At 65.3% G+C, this 17,561-nt stretch carries 15 protein-coding genes; 8 read left to right on the plus strand and 7 right to left on the minus strand.

What is annotated here, in order from left to right; translation table 11 throughout:
- The first annotated feature begins 196 nt into the window (after positions 1-196).
- Together J8I35_RS07995 and J8I35_RS08000 are read left to right on the plus strand one after the other, a co-directional pair.
- A complete protein-coding gene (locus J8I35_RS07995; RefSeq protein WP_050013490.1) occupies positions 197-1,414 on the plus strand; it encodes a patatin-like phospholipase family protein in 1,218 nt (405 codons plus the stop codon).
- A gap of 60 nt (positions 1,415-1,474) precedes the next feature.
- The gene (locus tag J8I35_RS08000; protein ID WP_050013489.1) at positions 1,475-1,939 is read left to right on the plus strand and encodes a hypothetical protein; all 465 of its coding nucleotides are present in this window, start codon (positions 1,475-1,477) and stop codon (positions 1,937-1,939) included.
- A gap of 48 nt (positions 1,940-1,987) precedes the next feature.
- On the opposite strand, the gene J8I35_RS08005 is transcribed toward J8I35_RS08000, so the two are convergent.
- A complete protein-coding gene (locus tag J8I35_RS08005) occupies positions 1,988-2,872 on the minus strand; it encodes a LysR family transcriptional regulator (protein ID WP_050013488.1) in 885 nt (294 codons plus the stop codon).
- 121 nt (positions 2,873-2,993) lie between these two features.
- Between J8I35_RS08005 and argC the strand changes: the two genes are divergently transcribed.
- Positions 2,994-3,935, plus strand: coding sequence for an N-acetyl-gamma-glutamyl-phosphate reductase (gene argC, locus J8I35_RS08010; protein ID WP_209924951.1), 942 nt, complete (start codon positions 2,994-2,996; stop codon positions 3,933-3,935).
- Between the two features lie 66 nt (positions 3,936-4,001).
- Here the strand turns inward: argC and J8I35_RS08015 are convergent, their stop codons facing one another.
- Positions 4,002-4,925, minus strand: a complete 924-nt coding sequence (locus J8I35_RS08015; RefSeq protein WP_209924952.1) for a LysR substrate-binding domain-containing protein — start codon at positions 4,923-4,925, stop codon at positions 4,002-4,004.
- A gap of 115 nt (positions 4,926-5,040) precedes the next feature.
- Here J8I35_RS08015 and J8I35_RS08020 point away from each other — a divergent pair, with 115 nt between their 5' ends.
- A complete protein-coding gene (locus J8I35_RS08020; protein WP_050013485.1) occupies positions 5,041-6,126 on the plus strand; it encodes a tartrate dehydrogenase in 1,086 nt (361 codons plus the stop codon).
- A 472-nt stretch (positions 6,127-6,598) separates the two neighbouring features.
- Here the strand turns inward: J8I35_RS08020 and J8I35_RS08025 are convergent, their stop codons facing one another.
- The 4 genes from J8I35_RS08025 to J8I35_RS08040 all read right to left on the minus strand — a co-directional run bounded on the left by J8I35_RS08025 (position 6,599) and on the right by J8I35_RS08040 (position 10,542).
- Positions 6,599-7,078: a nuclear transport factor 2 family protein gene (locus J8I35_RS08025; protein ID WP_050013484.1), complete on the minus strand. Its 480-nt coding sequence runs from the start codon at positions 7,076-7,078 to the stop codon at positions 6,599-6,601.
- 64 nt (positions 7,079-7,142) lie between these two features.
- The gene (locus J8I35_RS08030) at positions 7,143-7,748 is read right to left on the minus strand and encodes a TetR/AcrR family transcriptional regulator (RefSeq protein WP_124556606.1); all 606 of its coding nucleotides are present in this window, start codon (positions 7,746-7,748) and stop codon (positions 7,143-7,145) included.
- 552 nt (positions 7,749-8,300) lie between these two features.
- A complete protein-coding gene (gene tdh / locus J8I35_RS08035; RefSeq protein WP_006480187.1) occupies positions 8,301-9,329 on the minus strand; it encodes an L-threonine 3-dehydrogenase in 1,029 nt (342 codons plus the stop codon).
- 13 nt (positions 9,330-9,342) lie between these two features.
- A complete protein-coding gene (locus tag J8I35_RS08040) occupies positions 9,343-10,542 on the minus strand; it encodes a glycine C-acetyltransferase (protein ID WP_126368374.1) in 1,200 nt (399 codons plus the stop codon).
- 158 nt (positions 10,543-10,700) lie between these two features.
- On the opposite strand from J8I35_RS08040, the gene J8I35_RS08045 reads away from it, so the two are divergent.
- From J8I35_RS08045 to J8I35_RS08055, 3 genes are all read left to right on the plus strand, one after another.
- Entirely contained in the window at positions 10,701-11,312 is a 612-nt protein-coding gene (locus J8I35_RS08045) for an XRE family transcriptional regulator (RefSeq protein WP_050013481.1), read from the plus strand.
- Between the two features lie 153 nt (positions 11,313-11,465).
- A complete protein-coding gene (locus tag J8I35_RS08050) occupies positions 11,466-11,843 on the plus strand; it encodes a DUF2471 family protein (RefSeq protein ID WP_050013480.1) in 378 nt (125 codons plus the stop codon).
- A 103-nt stretch (positions 11,844-11,946) separates the two neighbouring features.
- Complete coding sequence (locus J8I35_RS08055; protein ID WP_209924953.1) at positions 11,947-12,966, plus strand: tyrosine-type recombinase/integrase; 1,020 nt, start codon at positions 11,947-11,949, stop codon at positions 12,964-12,966.
- Between the two features lie 135 nt (positions 12,967-13,101).
- On the opposite strand, the gene J8I35_RS08060 is transcribed toward J8I35_RS08055, so the two are convergent.
- Positions 13,102-14,283: a DNA-binding protein gene (locus J8I35_RS08060; protein WP_175973643.1), complete on the minus strand. Its 1,182-nt coding sequence runs from the start codon at positions 14,281-14,283 to the stop codon at positions 13,102-13,104.
- Between the two features lie 1,822 nt (positions 14,284-16,105).
- Between J8I35_RS08060 and J8I35_RS08065 the strand changes: the two genes are divergently transcribed.
- Positions 16,106-17,473 (plus strand): replication initiation protein, encoded by a 1,368-nt coding sequence (locus J8I35_RS08065; RefSeq protein ID WP_050013477.1) that lies wholly within the window; start codon positions 16,106-16,108, stop codon positions 17,471-17,473.
- Positions 17,474-17,561 lie beyond the last annotated feature (88 nt).

Genomic DNA, 17,561 nt, shown 5'->3' on the forward strand with positions numbered 1-17,561 from the left:
TCCTGTCGGCGTTCCCGAGCGCCGCGCTCACCGGCCAGTCGTTCGTCGTCAGCCACGGCTGGTTCATGCAGTAACGCCGGCGTTTCCCCGACGGTAGGCGACTTCCGCGCCACCGCCCTTCTCGAGATGGCGTGCCGTCGATCGACGTCACGCCATCCATCACCGCCGTCCACGGCGGGATTTCTCGGAGCAACTGATGAAACCGCACGCGCGTACAGAAAAGCAGGCCGTCGATGCGGCGGACCTGCGCCACGAAGCCGGCGCGCCGGCCGCTGCGCGGTCGCTGCCGTACGAAACGATCGCGCTCGTCCTGCAGGGCGGCGGCGCGCTCGGCGCGTATCAGGCCGGCGTATTCGAAGGGCTGCATGAAGCAGGCATTCCGCTCGACTGGATCGCGGGCATCTCGATCGGCGCGCTCAACACCGCGCTGATCGCCGGCAATGCGCCCGAGCATCGCGTCGAGCGCCTGCGCGAATTCTGGGAAACGATCTGCCAGCCGGCGTTCTTCCCGACGATTCCGGCCGCGTTCGAATTCGCGCTGTTCAACAGCATCGATCAGATCCGCACGTTCTTCACCGCGTCGCAGGCCGCCAGCGCGATGATGCAGGGCCAGCAGGGCTTTTTCGTGCCGCGCTTTCCGCCGCCGCTGCCGGGCGTGTCCGACCATCCGGAAAAAATCAGCTGGTACGACACGTCGGCGCTCCGCACGACGCTGCTGAAACTGTGCGATTTCGACCGGATCAATTCGGGCGAGACGCGCGTGTCGGTCGGCGCGGTCAACGTCGGTACCGGCAACTTCGTGTACTTCGACAATTCGCGCATCCGTCTCGAGCCCGAGCATTTCATGGCGTCCGGTGCGTTGCCGCCCGCGTTCCCGCCCGTCGAGATCGACGGCGAGTACTACTGGGACGGCGGCGTCGTGTCGAACACGCCGCTGATGGAAGTGCTGCGCGCCCGCCCGCGCAGCGACACGCTCGCGTTCCAGGTCGATCTGTGGAGCGCGCGCGGGCCGCTGCCGCGCACGATGGCCGACGTCGCCGAGCGCACGAAGGACGTGCAGTATTCGAGCCGCACGCGTTTCGTCACCGACACGCTGCAGCGCGAACAGCGCTACCGCAACGTGCTGCGCCACGTGCTCGAACAGGTGCCGGAAGAACAGCGCAAGAACGATCCGTGGTGCATCGAGGCCGAAGCGATGTCGAGCGGCAAGAAGTACAACATCCAGCACCTGATCTATCAGCAGAAAGCGTACGAGCATCACTACAAGGACTATCAGTTCGGTCTGTCGACGATGCGCGACCACTGGTCCGCGGGTCTCGACGACATCCGCAAGACGCTCGCGGTGAAGGACGGCCTCGCGCTGCCCGTCAACGACGCGGGCTTCGTCACGCACGACATTCACCGCCGCCGGTAATGCCGTGTGCCACGGGCCAGCGCGCCGCCTGCGCCGGCCCGTCCTCCTTTCCGATTCGACATGCCGATTTTCATTGCGCTGCTCGCGCTCATCGCCCTGGGCTGGGGCGCCGTTCACCTGTTTCACGTCATCGCCGCGCAGTTCGGCCCGCCGGTCGCGATCGCGGCCGCCGTGCTGGCCGCCGCGCTCCTGATCGCGCTGATCGCGTGGTGGCTGAAGCGCCGTCGCGACATCGCACCGAACACGAAGGAAGAAGGCTGGACGCATATCGTGCATCGCGCGTGGGGCGAGTTGCGCGTGTCCGCGACGCAAGGGCTGCTGTGGCTGTCGCATGACGGCGCGGACGGCCGCTATACGCTGTCGCAGCTCGACGGCTGCGAGGCCGCGCCGATCGACGGCCGCTGGCATCTCGTCGTGCGCGTGCGCGACGCCGTGCGCGGCGAATGGAAGCTGCCGATGATGGACAAGCGCGATGCGCAGCGCTGGGCGCGCGTGCTCACGCTCGCGAAGGACAACCGGCTCTGAACGCGCGTTGGGCCGCACGGCTCGCGCGCGTCAGCCGCACGACGGACGCTATCGCGCGCGGAGCGCCCGCAGCGCATCGAGCACGTGCTGCGTCGCCCGTTCGACCGGGCCGGCTCGATGCGCAATCCCCAATTCACGCCACAACGCCGGGCGTAGCGGCCGCATCACGATGCGCGCATCCGGCAGCGGCGCGCCCGCCTCATGCGGCAGCAGCGTCGCGCCGTATCCTGCGGCGACCAGGCTCTTGATCGCGTCGTTGTAGTTGAGTTCGATCCGCGGCTCGGGCCGGTGGCCGCCGAGCGCGAACCATTCGGTCGTGAGCCGCGACAGGCGCGTCGTCGCATCGTTGAGAATCAGCGGCCGCTCGGCCAGATACGCGGACGTCACACGCGCCGGAAGCGGCCAGTCCGCGGGCAGGAAGGCCATCACCGGATCGCGACGCCACGGGTGGATCGACAGCCCCGCGACCGGCGCTTGCGGCAGCGCGACCAGCCCGACATCGAGCGTGCCTTGCGCAAGGCGTGCCAGCGTGTCCTGCGACGTGAGCACCGCGATCTGCACGTCGATATCCGGATGCTGCGCGCGCAATCCGGCCACCGCCTGCGGCAACAGGTGCGCGATCGCGCCGGTCGATGCGCCGAGGCGGACGCGCCCGGTCAACCCCTGCACCTGTCGCTGCACGTCGTCCAGCGTGGATTCGACTTCCGCCAGCAGACGCCGCGCCCGCTCCACCAGCACTTCGCCGATCACCGAAGGACGCACGTTGCCGCGCGTGCGGGACAGCAGCGGCGCGCCGATGCGGCTTTCCAGCTCGGCGACATGCAGGCTGACGGTCGGCGGCGCGAGATGAAGCCATTGCGCCGCCGCCACGAAGGATCCGTGGTCAGCGATCGCGACCAGCGTACGCAGGCGGTCCAGACTGATCTCGCGCATCACACACCTCTCGTTCAGAAAAGCTGAATCAGATGGTCAGCAAATTCAACTTTTCCTATTCTAGGCGTTCGGTGGACGATACGGTTTCCCCCGACGACCGAACGCGACGCACACGACCATCATGAGCTTCCCCACTGTCTTCATCGACGGCGACCAGGGCACGACCGGGTTGCAGATTCACGCGCGTCTGCGCGAGCGCACCGACCTGCGGCTGCTCACGCTTCCCGCCGCCGAACGCAAGGACGCGGCCCGCCGCGCCGACGCACTCAACGCGTGCGATATCGCGATCCTGTGCCTGCCCGATGCGGCCGCACGCGAAGCGGTCGGCTTCATCCGGAACCCGGCGGTACGCGTAATCGACGCGAGTTCGGCCCATCGCACGCAGCCCGACTGGGTCTACGGCTTTCCCGAGATGGCCGACGGACAAGCGCAACACATCGCGCAGGCGAAGCGCGTGACCAATCCGGGCTGCTACCCGACGGGCGCGATCGGCCTGCTGCGCCCGCTGCTGCAGGCCGGGCTGCTGCCGCGCGACTACCCGGTGAGCATCCACGCGGTGTCCGGTTACTCGGGCGGCGGAAGGGCCGCCGTCGACGCGTTCGAATCGGGCGACGCCGCCGCACACGCGTTGCCGCTGCAGGTCTACGGCCTCTCGCTCGAGCACAAGCACGTGCCCGAGATCCGGCAGCATGCGGGGCTCGCGCACCGTCCGTTCTTCGTGCCGGCCTACGGTGCCTATCGGCAAGGCATCGTGCTCACCATCCCGATCGAGCTGCGCCTGCTGCCGGCCGAGGTGACCGGTGAGCGGCTGCATGCGTGTCTTGCGCACCATTACGCGGACGCGCGTCACGTCGACGTGATGCCGCTCGCGGACACACGCGCGGCCACGCATCTCGATCCGCAAACGCTGAACGGCACCAACGACCTGCGGCTCGGCGTGTTCGTCAACGCAGACGGCGGCCAGGTGCTGCTGTCCGCCGTGTTCGACAATCTCGGCAAAGGGGCATCCGGCGCCGCCGTGCAGAATCTCGACTTGATGCTCGGTGCGCGACACGCGGCGTGACGCGCCCGCAGGCATCGTCGACGGTGCCTGCGCATGCCCCCCGTAAAAGCTCACCTTTAGCCGGTTTCAGGCCGTATCGTCACCCGCGGCGGCATTCAGGCCGGCCAGCGTCTCCACCAGAAAATCCACGCATACGCGCACCTTCGCCGACGCCGCGACGCGCTCCGGATACACGGCCCAGATGTTCGCGGGCTGGACCGCGTCCGGCAGCACGCGGCACAACGCACCGCGCTCGATCAGCGGCCCGGCTTCCCAGATCGAGCGCAGCACGATCCCGCGCCCGGCCAGCGCCCATTGCACGGCCACCTCGCCGTGGTTCGTCGACAGCGCGCCGCCGACCTTCACCGTCGCCGTTTCGCCGCGCACGGTCAGCCGCCATACGCCGAACGGATGATCGCGCTCCTTGATCGCGAGACAGTCGTGCGACGCCAGATCCGCGAGCGAGCGCGGCGTCCCGCGGCGGGCGAGATAGTCGGGCGATGCGCACAGCACGCGATGGTTCGCGGCAAGGCGGCGCGCGATCAGGTGATCGGCGATGTCGTCGCCGATGCGCACGTCGAGGTCGTAGCCTTCGCCGGCCACATCGACGATCCGGTCGAACAGATCGAGCCGCACGTTCAGTTGCGGATAGCGCGCGCTGAAGTCGAGCAGCGCCGGCGCGACGACGTGCCGGCCGAAGCCGAAGCTGCTCGACATGCGCAGCGTGCCGCGCGGCACCGTGCGCGTGGTCGACACGTCCTCGACGAGATGATCGACGTCGTCCAGGATCTTTTCGGCGCGCGCGAACACGCGTTCGCCGGCTTCGGTGACCGTCATGCGGCGCGTCGAGCGATGCAGCAGGCGCGTGCCGAGCTGCGCCTCGAGCATCGCGACGCGCTTGCTGACATACGCGGGCGACACCGCGAGCTGCTCGGCGGCCGCGCTGAAGCTCGCGAGGCGGACCACCAGGCTGAACACGCGCAGGTCGTCGAGGTTCGGCGATTTATTCACGATTCGTGGAAAGTCGATTAACTTTTGAGCGATTTTAATCCAGATGGAAATAAATAGAATGACGTGACGGGCCGTTGCCTTCCCGGCAGCCGGCCAACCAGACAAGGAGATTTGCATGACCGACAGGACTTACAGGATTGCCGTGATCCCCGGCGACGGGATCGGCCGCGAAGTGATGCCCGAGGGCCTGCGCGCGCTCGCCGCCGTGACCGCGCGCTTCGGCATCCGCTTCGACTTCGTCGAGATCGACTGGGCGAGCTGCGACTACTACGCGCAGCACGGCACGATGATGCCGGACGACTGGAAAGCGCAGCTGTCGGACATGGACGCGATCCTGTTCGGCGCGGTCGGCTGGCCGGCGACGGTGCCCGATCACATTTCGCTGTGGGGCTCGCTGCTGAAATTCCGCCGCGAATTCGACCAGTACATCAACCTGCGGCCCGCGCGCCTGTTCGACGGCGTGCCGTCGCCGCTCGCCGGCCGCCGCCCGGGCGACATCGATTTCATGATCGTGCGCGAGAACACCGAGGGTGAATATTCGTCGGTCGGCGGCACGATGTTCGAAGGCACCGAGCGCGAAGTCGTGATGCAGCAGTCGATCTTCACGCGGCACGGCACGGAGCGCGTGCTGAAATTCGCGTTCGAGCTCGCGCAGCGGCGCGCGAAGCGCGTCACCGTCGCGACCAAAAGCAACGGCATCGCGATCAGCATGCCGTGGTGGGATGCGCGCGCGGCCGAGATGGCCGAACGCTATCCGGAAATCGCGGTCGACAAGCAGCACATCGACATCCTGTGCGCGCGCTTCGTGCTGCAGCCGGACCGCTTCGACGTCGTCGTCGCGTCGAACCTGTTCGGCGACATCCTGTCGGATCTCGGGCCGGCCTGTACGGGCACGATCGGCATCGCGCCGTCGGCGAACCTGAACCCCGATCGCACGTTCCCGTCGCTGTTCGAACCGGTGCACGGTTCGGCGCCCGACATCGCGGGGCAATACATCGCGAATCCGGTCGCGATGATCTGGTCGGCGGCGATGATGCTCGATTTCCTCGGCAACGGCACGGGCCGCGAACGCGACGCGCACGATGCGATCGTCGCCGCGATCGAGGACGTGCTGCGCACGGGGCCGCGTACGCGCGATCTCGGCGGCAACGCGGGCACGCAGGAAGTGGGCGAGGCGATCGCCGCGCGGATCGCGGGCTGAGGGTCGAGGGTCGTGCCCGGCGCGCGCGCCGGGCGGCGCTTCGTGAATCGGTCTGCGGCGAGCGACGCACGATGCGGTCGCGCACGTGTGCGGACTCCGCCGATGCGTCGGCGTGAAGTCGAGCGGTGAGCAACAACGCATCGCAACGCGCACTGCTTGCGCGGTTTTTCATCGCAAGCCGAAAGATGATCCGATCGATGAGTTGCACGTGTCGCTCGCGCACACCGATCGTCAATGCACGATCGCTTCGACACGATCGGTGAAATGCATCGCACGGTGACGCACACCGCTGCACGTCGACGTATGCACCGCTTTACCCGTGCGATGTCGCGTCGACCTGTTCAACGCACACAGTTCGACGCGACATTTCACCTCGTCCCGAAAAATCTCACCTTCAGCGGAAGGCTCCCGAATTTCCTCACCATTGAACCTCCGCTGATGCGTTCGCCGCTCCTTCGAACGGGCGCGAGCATCACAGCCCGAGGTCGGACAGCCCCGGATGATCGTCCGGACGACGGCCGAGCGGCCAGTGATAAAGACGGTCCGCCTCGCGAATCGGCAGATCGTTGATGCTCGCGTGACGATGCGCCATCAGGCCGTTTTCGTCGAACTCCCAATTCTCGTTGCCGTACGAACGGAACCAGTTGCCGGCATCGTCATGCCACTCGTACGCAAAGCGCACCGCGATGCGATTGCCGTCGAACGCCCACAGCTCCTTGATCAGCCGGTAGTCGAGTTCGCGCGCCCACTTCCGCTGCAGCAGCGCGACGATCTCGTCGCGGCCCGTCACGAATTCCGCGCGGTTGCGCCAGCGGCTTTGCGGCGTATAGGCGAGCGACACGCGTTGCGGATCGCGCGTGTTCCACCCGTCCTCGGCGGCGCGCACTTTCTGGCGCGCCGTTTCAAGCGTGAAGGGCGGAACGGGCGGACGAACTTCGGGGGAAGCGGACATGGATTGCTCCTGTTCAGGGTTCTGGCTGCGAACGCACGCAGCCGGTTCGGATTCGCTGCGTCGGCTACCGCGATACGGTATCGAGCAGCAGTTCAGCCGTCGCGCGCGCATCGCGCGCGGCGTTTGCATCGCCACTGACGAGCGCCACGCCGATCGCGCCGTCGATCAGCACGAGCCACTGACGTGCGAGGCGTGCGAGCCCGCGGCGCGCGACGCCGGTTTCGTCGGCGTAGGCGTCGAAGCGCTCGCGCACGAATGCCAGCAGGCGTGCCTTGTGCATGCGGGCGACGACGCGCACCGGATCGTCGGCGTCGGATATCTCGCCCGACGCATTCAGGAACGCGCAGCCGTGAAAGTCGGGCTGCCCGAACCAGTCGCGCAGCACGTCGAACATGCCGAGCAGTTGCGCGCGCGGCGCGTGGCCGCGCGCCAGCGTGGCGTCGACGAACCAGCGCATCCAGCGCGCGTCGCGACGTTCGAGCGCGGCGACGACCAGCGCCTCTTTCGATTCGAAATGCGAATAAAAGCTCTTTCGCGCCGCGCCGGATCGCTTGACGATCGCATCGACGCCGGTCGCATGGATGCCGCCCGAATAGATCAGCGCTTCGGCCGCGTCGAGCAGCCGGTCGCGAACGCCCGGTTCGCCGGAGGAGTCGAGAGGTGTGTTCATCGGTTTACGGTAGAACGATCGTTCTCCGTCGTCAATACCCGGATGAAAAAAGCCCTGCCGGTGGGAGGGCTGAATCTCGCGCGAAGCGCCGGCTCGTCGCGCTGAGCCTTCAGCGCGATCCGCGCGGATTCGAGGGTGAACGGATCAAGTGGGGGGGGCGCACCGGTCGAGGCCGATCGCGCTTCGTCTCAGTGAGTCGCAGCGCTGCATGCGGCTCACGGTTGATGTTCCGGGTCGGTACGATGCCGCCTAAGGTTGCGGGCGAACGCTCGCGCGCCAAACGAAGCGGGGAAGTGCATGGAAGAGGAAAAACGAGCACCGAATAGCGTGACGGCGAGAAGCGAAGCGGCTGCCGATAGGTGAAGCGAATCTGCCATTACACGTCACCTATGCGGGATCGTGCGACGATTCGGCGCGCGAACACCGCTCCCGAATAACCTCACCTCAAGCGTTGAATCACGCGTTTCGATGCACGACGGTGCGTGCGTGTGCAAACGAAAACGGGGCAGCCGGCCAACGTGCCGCGCCGCCCCGGCTCTGTCGCCCCCCGACTCAGACGGTCCAGTCGAGAATCACCTTGCCGCTTTCGCCGGACAGCATCGCGGCGAAGCCTTGCTCGTAATCGTCGGCCGCGAAGCGATGCGTGATGATCGGCGACAGGTCGAGGCCGCTCTGCAGCATCGCGACCATCTTGTACCAGGTCTCGAACATCTCGCGGCCGTAGATGCCCTTGATCTCGAGCCCCTTGAAGATCACCTGGTTCCAGTCGATCGCCGTCTGCGCGGGCGGGATGCCGAGCAGCGCAACCTTGCCGCCGTGGTTCATCGCCTCGAGCAGGCTCGTGAACGCGCTCGGCACGCCGGACATCTCGAGACCGACGTCGAAGCCTTCGGTCATGTGCAGGTCGGCCATCACGTCGCGCAGCGACTCGCGTGCGACGTTGACCGCGCGCGTCGCGCCCATCTTGCGCGCGAGCTCCAGCCGATAGTCGTTGATGTCGGTAATGACGACGTTGCGCGCGCCGACGTGCTTCGCGATCGCGACGGCCATGATGCCGATCGGGCCCGCGCCGGTGATCAGCACGTCTTCGCCGACGAGGTTGAACGACAGCGCCGTATGCGTCGCGTTGCCGAACGGATCGAAGATCGACGCGAGATCGTCGGAGATCTCCGGCGGAATCTTGAACGCGTTGAACGCCGGAATCGCCAGGTATTCGGCGAACGCGCCTTCGCGGTTCACGCCGACGCCCACCGTGTTGCGGCACAGATGCCGGCGCCCGGCGCGACAGTTGCGGCAGAAACCGCAGGTGATGTGCCCTTCGCCGGACACGCGATCGCCGATCGCGAAGCCGCGCACTTCCTGCCCCATCTCGACGATCTCGCCGACGTATTCGTGGCCGACGTGCATCGGCACCGGAATCGTCTTCTGCGCCCAGTCGTCCCACTTCCAGATATGGATGTCGGTGCCGCAGATCGCCGTGCGGCGGATCTTGATCAGCACGTCGTTGTGGCCGACTTCGGGGCGCTTCACGCGCGTGAGCGTGAGGCCGGGGCCGCGTTCGAGCTTTGCCAGTGCTTTCATGGTCGCGCCTCCGTCAGATGATGCCAAGCGACTTGCCGACACGCACGAACGCGGCGACCGTCTGGTCGATCTGTTCGGGCGTATGCGCGGCGCTCATCTGCGTGCGGATGCGCGCCCGGCCGCGCGGCACCACGGGGAACGAGAAGCCGATCACGTAGACGCCTTCGCCGAGCAGCTTGTCGGCCATGTTCGTCGCGAGCTGCGCGTCGCCGAGCATCACCGGAATGATCGGATGCGCGCCGGGCACGAGCGTGAAGCCGGCTTCGGTCATCTGCTTGCGGAACCGCGCGCCGTTCTCGCGCACACGCTCGCGCAGCTTCGCGCCTTCGTCGCTGCCGAGCAGTTCGAGCACCTTCAGCGATGCCGCGGCGATGCTCGGCGTGAGCGTGTTCGAGAACAGATACGGACGCGAGCGCTGGCGCAGCAGCTCGATCACCTCGCGCCGCGCGGCGACATAGCCGCCCGACGCGCCGCCGAGCGCCTTGCCGAGCGTGCCGGTGATGATGTCCACGCGGCCTTCGACGCCGCAGTGCTCGGGCGTGCCGCGACCGTGCGTGCCGATGAAGCCGACCGCATGCGAATCGTCGACCATCACGAGCGCGCCGTAGCGATCGGCGAGATCGCAGATGCCTTTCAGATCGGCGATGATGCCGTCCATCGAGAACACGCCGTCGGTCGCGATCAGCTTGTGGCGCGCACCCGCGGCATCGGCTTCCTTGAGCTTCGCCTCGAGGTCGGACAGATCGTTGTTCTTGTAGCGAAAGCGCTTCGCCTTGCACAGGCGAATGCCGTCGATGATGCTCGCGTGATTCAGCTCGTCGCTGATCACCGCGTCGTTCTCGTCGAGCAGCGTCTCGAACAGCCCGCCGTTCGCGTCGAAGCAGCTCGAATAGAGGATGCTGTCCTCGGTGCCGAGAAACGCGGCCAGCGCGCTTTCCAGTTGCTTGTGGACGGTTTGCGTGCCGCAGATGAAGCGCACCGACGCCATGCCGAAGCCGTCCTGGTCGAGGCCGGCCTTGGCCGCGTCGATCAGGCGCGGATCGTTCGCCAGACCCAGATAGTTGTTCGCGCAGAAATTGAGCACGCCGGCGCCGCCGGCGAGCCGCACGGCTGCCGCCTGGGGACTCGCGATCTCGCGCTCGGTCTTGTAAAAACCGTCCGCGCGGATCTGGTCGAGCGTCCCGCGCACCTGGGCGAGAAAGGCATCACGCATCGCAAAGCTCCTGACAGGGTTTCGCATTCCGCGGCGCACGGCTCGTGGCGGCGCAACGGCTTGCTACTGTTATAGTCGGTCGTTCGGTTGACCGCATTTATCCTATATTCCGAACTAGAATTCGAAATATCGAACAACTCTAAGCGAACGGAATCCAAATGGCAAGTTCCTCCGGATCGCGGCGCACGCCCGCCGACGCCGCCCCGCAACCACCGGCCGCGACTCCGCCGCGCGTCGGCGAGCAGATCCAGCGGCTGCGCAACGAGCGCAAGCTGACGCTCGACGACCTGTCGCGCGCAGCCGGCGTATCGAAATCGATGCTCTCCGAGATCGAACGCGACAAGGCCAACCCGACGATCGCCGTCGCATGGCGGCTGACGAACGCGCTCGGCATCACGCTCGACGAACTGTTCTCGCAGCCGAAGGCGCCCGAGACGATCCGCGTGGACGGCCCGCACGACATTCCGACGCTCGCCGGCCACGACGGCCGGTACCAGTTGCGCGTATGGGGCCCGATCGACCTCGCCGGCAAGTTCGAGTGGTACGAGCTGACGCTGCCGGGCGGCGGCGCACTGGTATCGAACGCGCACGAACCCGGCACGCGCGAGCACCTCACCGTGCTGCAGGGCGCGATGGAAATCGAGGCCGCCGCGGCCAGCCGCCGGCTGAAGACGGGCGACACCGCGCGCTACCCGGCCGACGAGCCGCATGCGATCCGCAATCCCGGCAAGGCCGAAGCGCGGGCATTGCTGATCGTGATCCATCGCTGACGGCGCGGATAGCCAGGGCCTGTTCACGCTAAAAGGTCAGTCGCAGGCCAGTTGCGGAAAATACTGTATGTTTGTACAGTATACGGACATTCCGCCATGCATGGGCCGGAGCCGGCGCACCGAGGCGCCCGTCCCGGTCGACAGGAGCCTGCAATGACAGAAGAACAAGATTTGGCCGCGCTCAGCTTCAAGGCTGCCGCGCATGACCTCGAATTGATCGTTCGCCATATCGCGGCGCGCTACATCCGTCAGCGCGTGCCGCTGACGTGGCGCCTGCTGCATGCGATCGAAGCCGAAGCGCTCGCCGATCTCGGCTTTGCCAGCCGACACGACGCGGGCATGCGTCAACTGTTCGAACGGCCGTCGGACATGACGTTTCCCGAAACGGACGATCCGATCGACTTCGGGCGCTCGAATGCGCTGCCGGCGGTCTTTTCGTTTGCCGTGCTCGCGTACGAAGCCGCGGCAAACGCGCACGATACCGCGCGTCCCGCGCGCCCGCACCGCCAGTCCAAGGCGTGGGGCGACTGACGGCCCGGCCCCGGCCGTCGCGCATGGCGGCCGGTTCACCCGCTTGCTGCCCGATACGTTGCGGAAAAGGGCTACTATGTACGCAACTAACGGAATTAATGCCATGTCCCTTCCCGCCTCTCCCGACACCGCCGCCTCGCCGGAAGAAAAGGATCTGTTCGACCGCGATGCGTCCGACTGGGTCGCCTCGCCCGAAGCCGCGTTCGACGCGTGGCTGGCGATGCAGGACTATCGCCGCTCGTCGGCCGACGTGTATCGCGCGCAATGGGGTGCGTTTCTCACGTGGATGCGCGCCCATCAAAAGAACCTGGCGACGGTCGATACGCCGACCATTGCGAATTTCGTCGGCGAACTGCCGATCAAGAAAACCCAGCGAATGCGCTATCTCCGGCTGATCGAGCGGGTGCTCGATCATGTCCGCCGCACCGAGTACGCATCGACCAATCCGGCCCGCTTCATTGCTCAGGATGGCGAAGCGAACTGGCGCAAGGCACGCGACAACGAACCGACCGGTTTCCTCACGCCGGCGGAACGGGCGACGTTGCTCGCGTATCTGTTTTCGCCGATCGGCGTCTCGGGTTCCGCGTACTGGAAGGAACGCCGCGACCGTGCGCTCGTCGCCGCGTTTCTTGGCGCCGGCATCAAAACCGGCGAAGCGCGCGCACTTACGATTAGTTGCATCAATACGAGCGGCACGTCGCTGCGGATCGAGTCGACGCATCCGGATTACTCGCGCGACACCCATCTGGCCTCGTTTGCGATCGCGTTGCTCGAAGCGTGGCTCACCGAACGCAAACGCCAGGAGATTCCAGGAGAACTCGTCTTCCCCGCATCGCATGCCGGGCGGCCGATGCACAAGGCGACGATGCTGCGCGCGATCGACGCGATCGTCGAATCGGCCGGGCTCACATCGTCACGCACGGCGCGCGCCAGCCCGCAAACCCTGCGCAATAGCTACGCGGCCGAACTGTTCGAGCACGACGTGCCGCCGGAGCGCGTCGGCAAATGGCTGGGCTTCATGCGGCCGATCTCGTCGAATCGCCTGCATCGCGCCTGGAAAAACTGGCGTGACGGGCTGGCCGACAGCAACGGTGACGCGCCCGACCGCGACGAAACTCACTGATCGGGAAACGGCTGCTCACGGAAACGATCCGTGAGCAGCCTTGTGTGGCGCAGCCTCACCGTTTCACAGCTCCCGAAAAACCTCACCTCAAGCTTCCCGGATCTTCTCACCTGTGAGGCGCTGCCGGCTTCCACGTCAGGTCTGCGCAAAACGCGCGACGGCTTCGAAGCGGGACGGCCATGCGCCGGACGCGTGCTCGCACTCGGGGCACGCGACTTCAAACCCCTCGTTGCCATGTGACAGTTCCGGTTCGCCGTCGCAATGCGGGCACCGGGTCGGCGCCGGAATCTCGTGATCCAGCGAGGTGCCGATCGCGGCATACGCGTTGGCATCGAGTCGTCCCGCCTCGGCCAGGCGCCGGATCAGCGCGGCGATTTCCGGATTCATTCCGCGGTTCGCGCGCAATGAATTCACGTCGCGCGTGGCGCGCTCCAGTTCGTCGCTCTGGGTACGCAACTGTTCTTCGAGCCGGTCGGCGCGCGCCTTGGCCGAGCTCAACTGCTGCAGGAAATCGAATTCCTTGCGCTGGACGTCGCGCAACCCGCTCTGGTACGTCGACGCCATGCTGCGCAACGAATCCAGTTCGACCAGCATCGGCTTGACGCGGCGTTCGGCTTCGGCCACCGCATCCTTGATTTGCTGCGCGTAATGCTCGGTGCGCTGCTGCAATTCGGCCTGCAGCGCATCGATGCGGTCGCGTAGCGCGGCGTTCTGCGCTTGCTCGGCATCGATCCGGCCGGCAGCCGCGGCCAATTCCTTTTCCAGTCGAGCGACTGTGGTGAGCAACGTGGCTTCACTTGCCGAACCGTGGGTGGTTTGGGACGCGAGCTGCACCTCGAGTTCGGTCACCCGCGCCTGTAATTGCTCGTTTCTCGCTTCCCCGCGCGCGAGCGCGCCTTCGAGCGTCTCCTGACGGATAGTTGCGTCGCGCAACCGCTGTTCCGCGTCGGCCATGTCGGCGCGGACCTGCTCGCGGTCTCCATCGAGGCTGTCGCGTGCGGCTTTCAATGCCTCTTCATAGAGTGCGCCGAGCAACGCGCCGGCTTTTTCCTCGACAGCTTTCGGGATCGCCGCGCCGTCGAGCCGGATCTTGGAAGCGGAACGGATGCGCTCCCAGAAATGATCGATGTCTTTCGGGATGTCGCTGGCGCTGCCGGTCTGGGTGAGATCGCGGACGTTGGCGGCCGACGGCCGGATGCCGAGATCGAAGAACAAGCGCTTGCATGCATGCAGCGACAATTCCTGACGCCGTGCACCGCTTGCGCGCAGCGATTCCAGTTCTTCCCGAATGACTTGACGCATTTCGTCCAGGGTCATGGCCATGCTCACAGACAATGAAATGTGGCAATCATAACGAAATACGTATTTATCGATACTTGTTTCGAGGGTCCGTTGTGAATTTACGTCGTTTTGCACAGAAATCGGCTCGGCGAGTCCATCCTGCTGACGGTGACCTGGAATTCCGTGAAACAAAGCGAAGAAAGTCAGCCAAGTCCTTGTACTGCAAGCGATTTCCCGTGAACCCCGAATTTGGGCATTTGTTTCACATGACGATGGCTCGGGTTGCCTGTGGGTGTTCAGGGGTTGGGGTGTCTGTGGAAAACTCCCCAGCGGATGGTTTGAGAGTATTAGAAGTAAACACCCTTGAACCCTTAGTTAAAAACGTTAACGCCACGGCACAGCCTTATGGCGCAAGGCTTTCCGGCCGACAAGGTGAAGTTTTACGGGAGCCAAGGTGATCTTCTGCGGGAGCTGACGTGATGGGGTTCAGGGAGCTGCGTGAGCCGTTGCAGGAAGGGTCGTGAGCGGATTCGGGATCACAGTAAAACACGCGTTTTCCCACAGGTGAGGGTTTTCGGGGCCGCACAGCCACAGAACCCGCGCCATGCCTGGCTGCACAGTTTTCTGCCTGTGCAGACATAGGTGAGAACTTGCAGGACGTGCTTCGCGCCCTGATTCTGCCCATCTTTTGGGCAGATTTGGCGAAAGGTGAGGTTTCACGGGACTCCACGGGAATTTGCTGTGAGGATTTCCGGGAAGCAAACGCCATTTTGCACAGCAAAAGTGCTTTTCGGCGCCTGTGATGCCCCAAAGGTGAGGTTTTTCGGGAGCGAAATCCGGGTTTTCCTGCTCCGATCCCCTAAAGGTGAGCTTTTTCGGGGCATCGATCACAGGCTGCGATCTCGCTCACAGGTGAGGCTTTCCGGGAGCCGTATTTGCTGAAAAAATGGTCAAAGGTGAGGCTTTTCGGGACTCGTGACCGGCCTAATTCGCCGAAAAGCCCGTCAGGACTGGCGGAAATCTCGTTTTTGCTGTGCCACTTTTTGGCACAGGTGAGACTTTTCAGGGGCCGAGATTCGGTTGTCGTATGAAGGATTCCCGTCGAAAGGTGAGGCTTTTCGGGGGATCCCGGCGATGCACAGCCAAATGCCTTCTGTGCATAAGTATCGGAAGGGATTGAGATTTTTGATACCGCGCCGGTTACGGTGAGATTTTTCGGGAGTCATTTCCGGACCCGCCGCGGTGCCGCATTTCTTCTGTAAGGTGAGCGTTTGCGGGAGTCATTGGTAGCGAGTCCCGCGTGTGTCGGACCTTCGTCGGCATCCGGACGAATCCACATGCTGTGCCACAGGTGAGTATTTTCGGGACCGGACACGATTCGCGCACTGTACAATGCGCGCCCGGGCTGGCGAAGCAGCCGCCGATCGGGCTGCGCGTACCGGTTTCGATGGCGGTTTTCCACGTGTCGAAGCCGAACCGATGTTCCGGCGGACCACGCCTGTACATGCATACAGGCCGATGGGCGGCGGTCCGGGACGAACGGTGAGGTGCAATCGCGACCCTGTGTCGAACTCACGGTTGCGCAGTCGCAAAATTACGACAAATCGAAAGGTGAGCCGATACGGGAGCCAATTCCGCACGTGTCCTGCACAGGTGAAATTCTGTGAATCGGCGCATGCCGCGGCACGTCTGGACGAGTCCGGAACGCCGTCCGGGCGGACCGGTGAGCGTTTTCGGGAGCGGTACGGGTGAGTGCCGTTTTGCCGGCGTGCTTCACCGGCTATGGTGAGCATGTCGTTCTGGACGCACATCACCGCAGGCGCTATCCTTCCGGGAAACTTCTCCTCCGACCCGACGTATGGCCACGACGAAGCGCGCCAAGAAAACCGATGTGGATGTGGTGAGTGCCAGTTCAGCCGAATTGCGAAAGGCCGTCGAGGCGATCGCCATTCAGCCGAAGAGCGGCAAGATCACGCTCCTCACTCGCAAGCTGTTCAATGTCCTGCTGGCCGTCGCGCAGCAGGCCGACGACTCGGGCGACACGTATCGTGCGCTGCTGTCGGACATCGTCGCCAACTCCGCTTTCGATTCGAACGACACCGCGTTGGTGAAGGAACACCTGCGCCGCATGGTGTCGGTACAGGTCGAATGGAGCACGGGCACATCAAGCCAGAAGCCCGGCCGCAAGTGGGGGATCTCCACGCTGATCGCCGATGCGGAAATTCTCGAGGATCCGACTACCCGTCGCGTGTGGGTCGAATTCTCGTTCGCGCCGAAGATCAAGAAGAAGCTGCTCGACCCGGTCCAGTACGCGCGCCTCAGCCTGCAGTTCCAGAGCCAGCTGCGCAGCAGTGCCGGTCTCGCGCTGTACGAGATCTGCGTGCGCTACCTGACGAACCCGAGCCATCTGACGATGCGCGAGCCGTGGGAATGGTGGCGGCCGATCCTGTCGGGCACGCCCGACACGGAAGCCGGCGACGAAGCGAAGCGCGAGTACAAGTACTTCAAGCGCGACTACTTGCGCCCCGCGATCGCGGAAGTCAACGCGGTCACCAACATCTTCGTCGAGCTGATCGAGCACCGCGAAGGGCGTCGGGTGGCCGAGATCCAGTTCCGCGTGACCGAGCGCAAGCAGCCGATGCTCGCGCTCGACGAACACCCGAACGTGTTCGACAGCACGCTGGTCGACCGGATGGTGAAGCTCGGGATCCCGCTGAAGGAAGCGCAGACGCTCTATGCGGACAGCGAGGAAAACCGGATTCGCGCCGCGCTGCAGATGACCGAGCAGCGGATGCGCAGTACGACGCTGCCGCCGGTGCGCAGCGCGCCGGCGCTGTTCAAGGATGCGCTGAAGAAGGGGTATGCGCCGCCGGTCGAGTCGGTCGACGCACTGCCGGCCGGCACGCCGTCCGCGAAGGTCGCGGTTGCGCAGCCGGACGATCTGAAGGCGCGCTTGCTGAGCGAGTTCGCGGCGTTCCGCCGCAAGGAAGCGAAGGTGCTGTACGAAGAGCAGGGCGACGCGGAGCGCGAAGTCGCGCGCGAGTCGTTCGAGTCGGAGGCATTGCCGACGATGGGCTCGCATCTGCGCGACGACTGGCGCAAGCGCGGCCTCGATTCCAAACTGGCCGAGACGGCCTTTTTCGACTGGCTGGCCCAGAAGACCTGGGGCGAGCCGACGGACGGCGACCTGCTGTCGTTCACGCTGAACCAGTCGCGGGCCGCTTGACGCCCGCTCAGGCCCGCTGACGGGCCGCCGCCGGTCCCCAGCCCTAGTCGGGCGGGGCCGGCGTCCTCATCAGGCCCTGCTGGCCGCT

Origin of the sequence: Burkholderia sp. CpTa8-5, assembly GCF_017815045.1 — a bacterium.
In the GTDB taxonomy this organism is placed as follows: Bacteria; Pseudomonadota; Gammaproteobacteria; order Burkholderiales; family Burkholderiaceae; genus Burkholderia; species Burkholderia sola.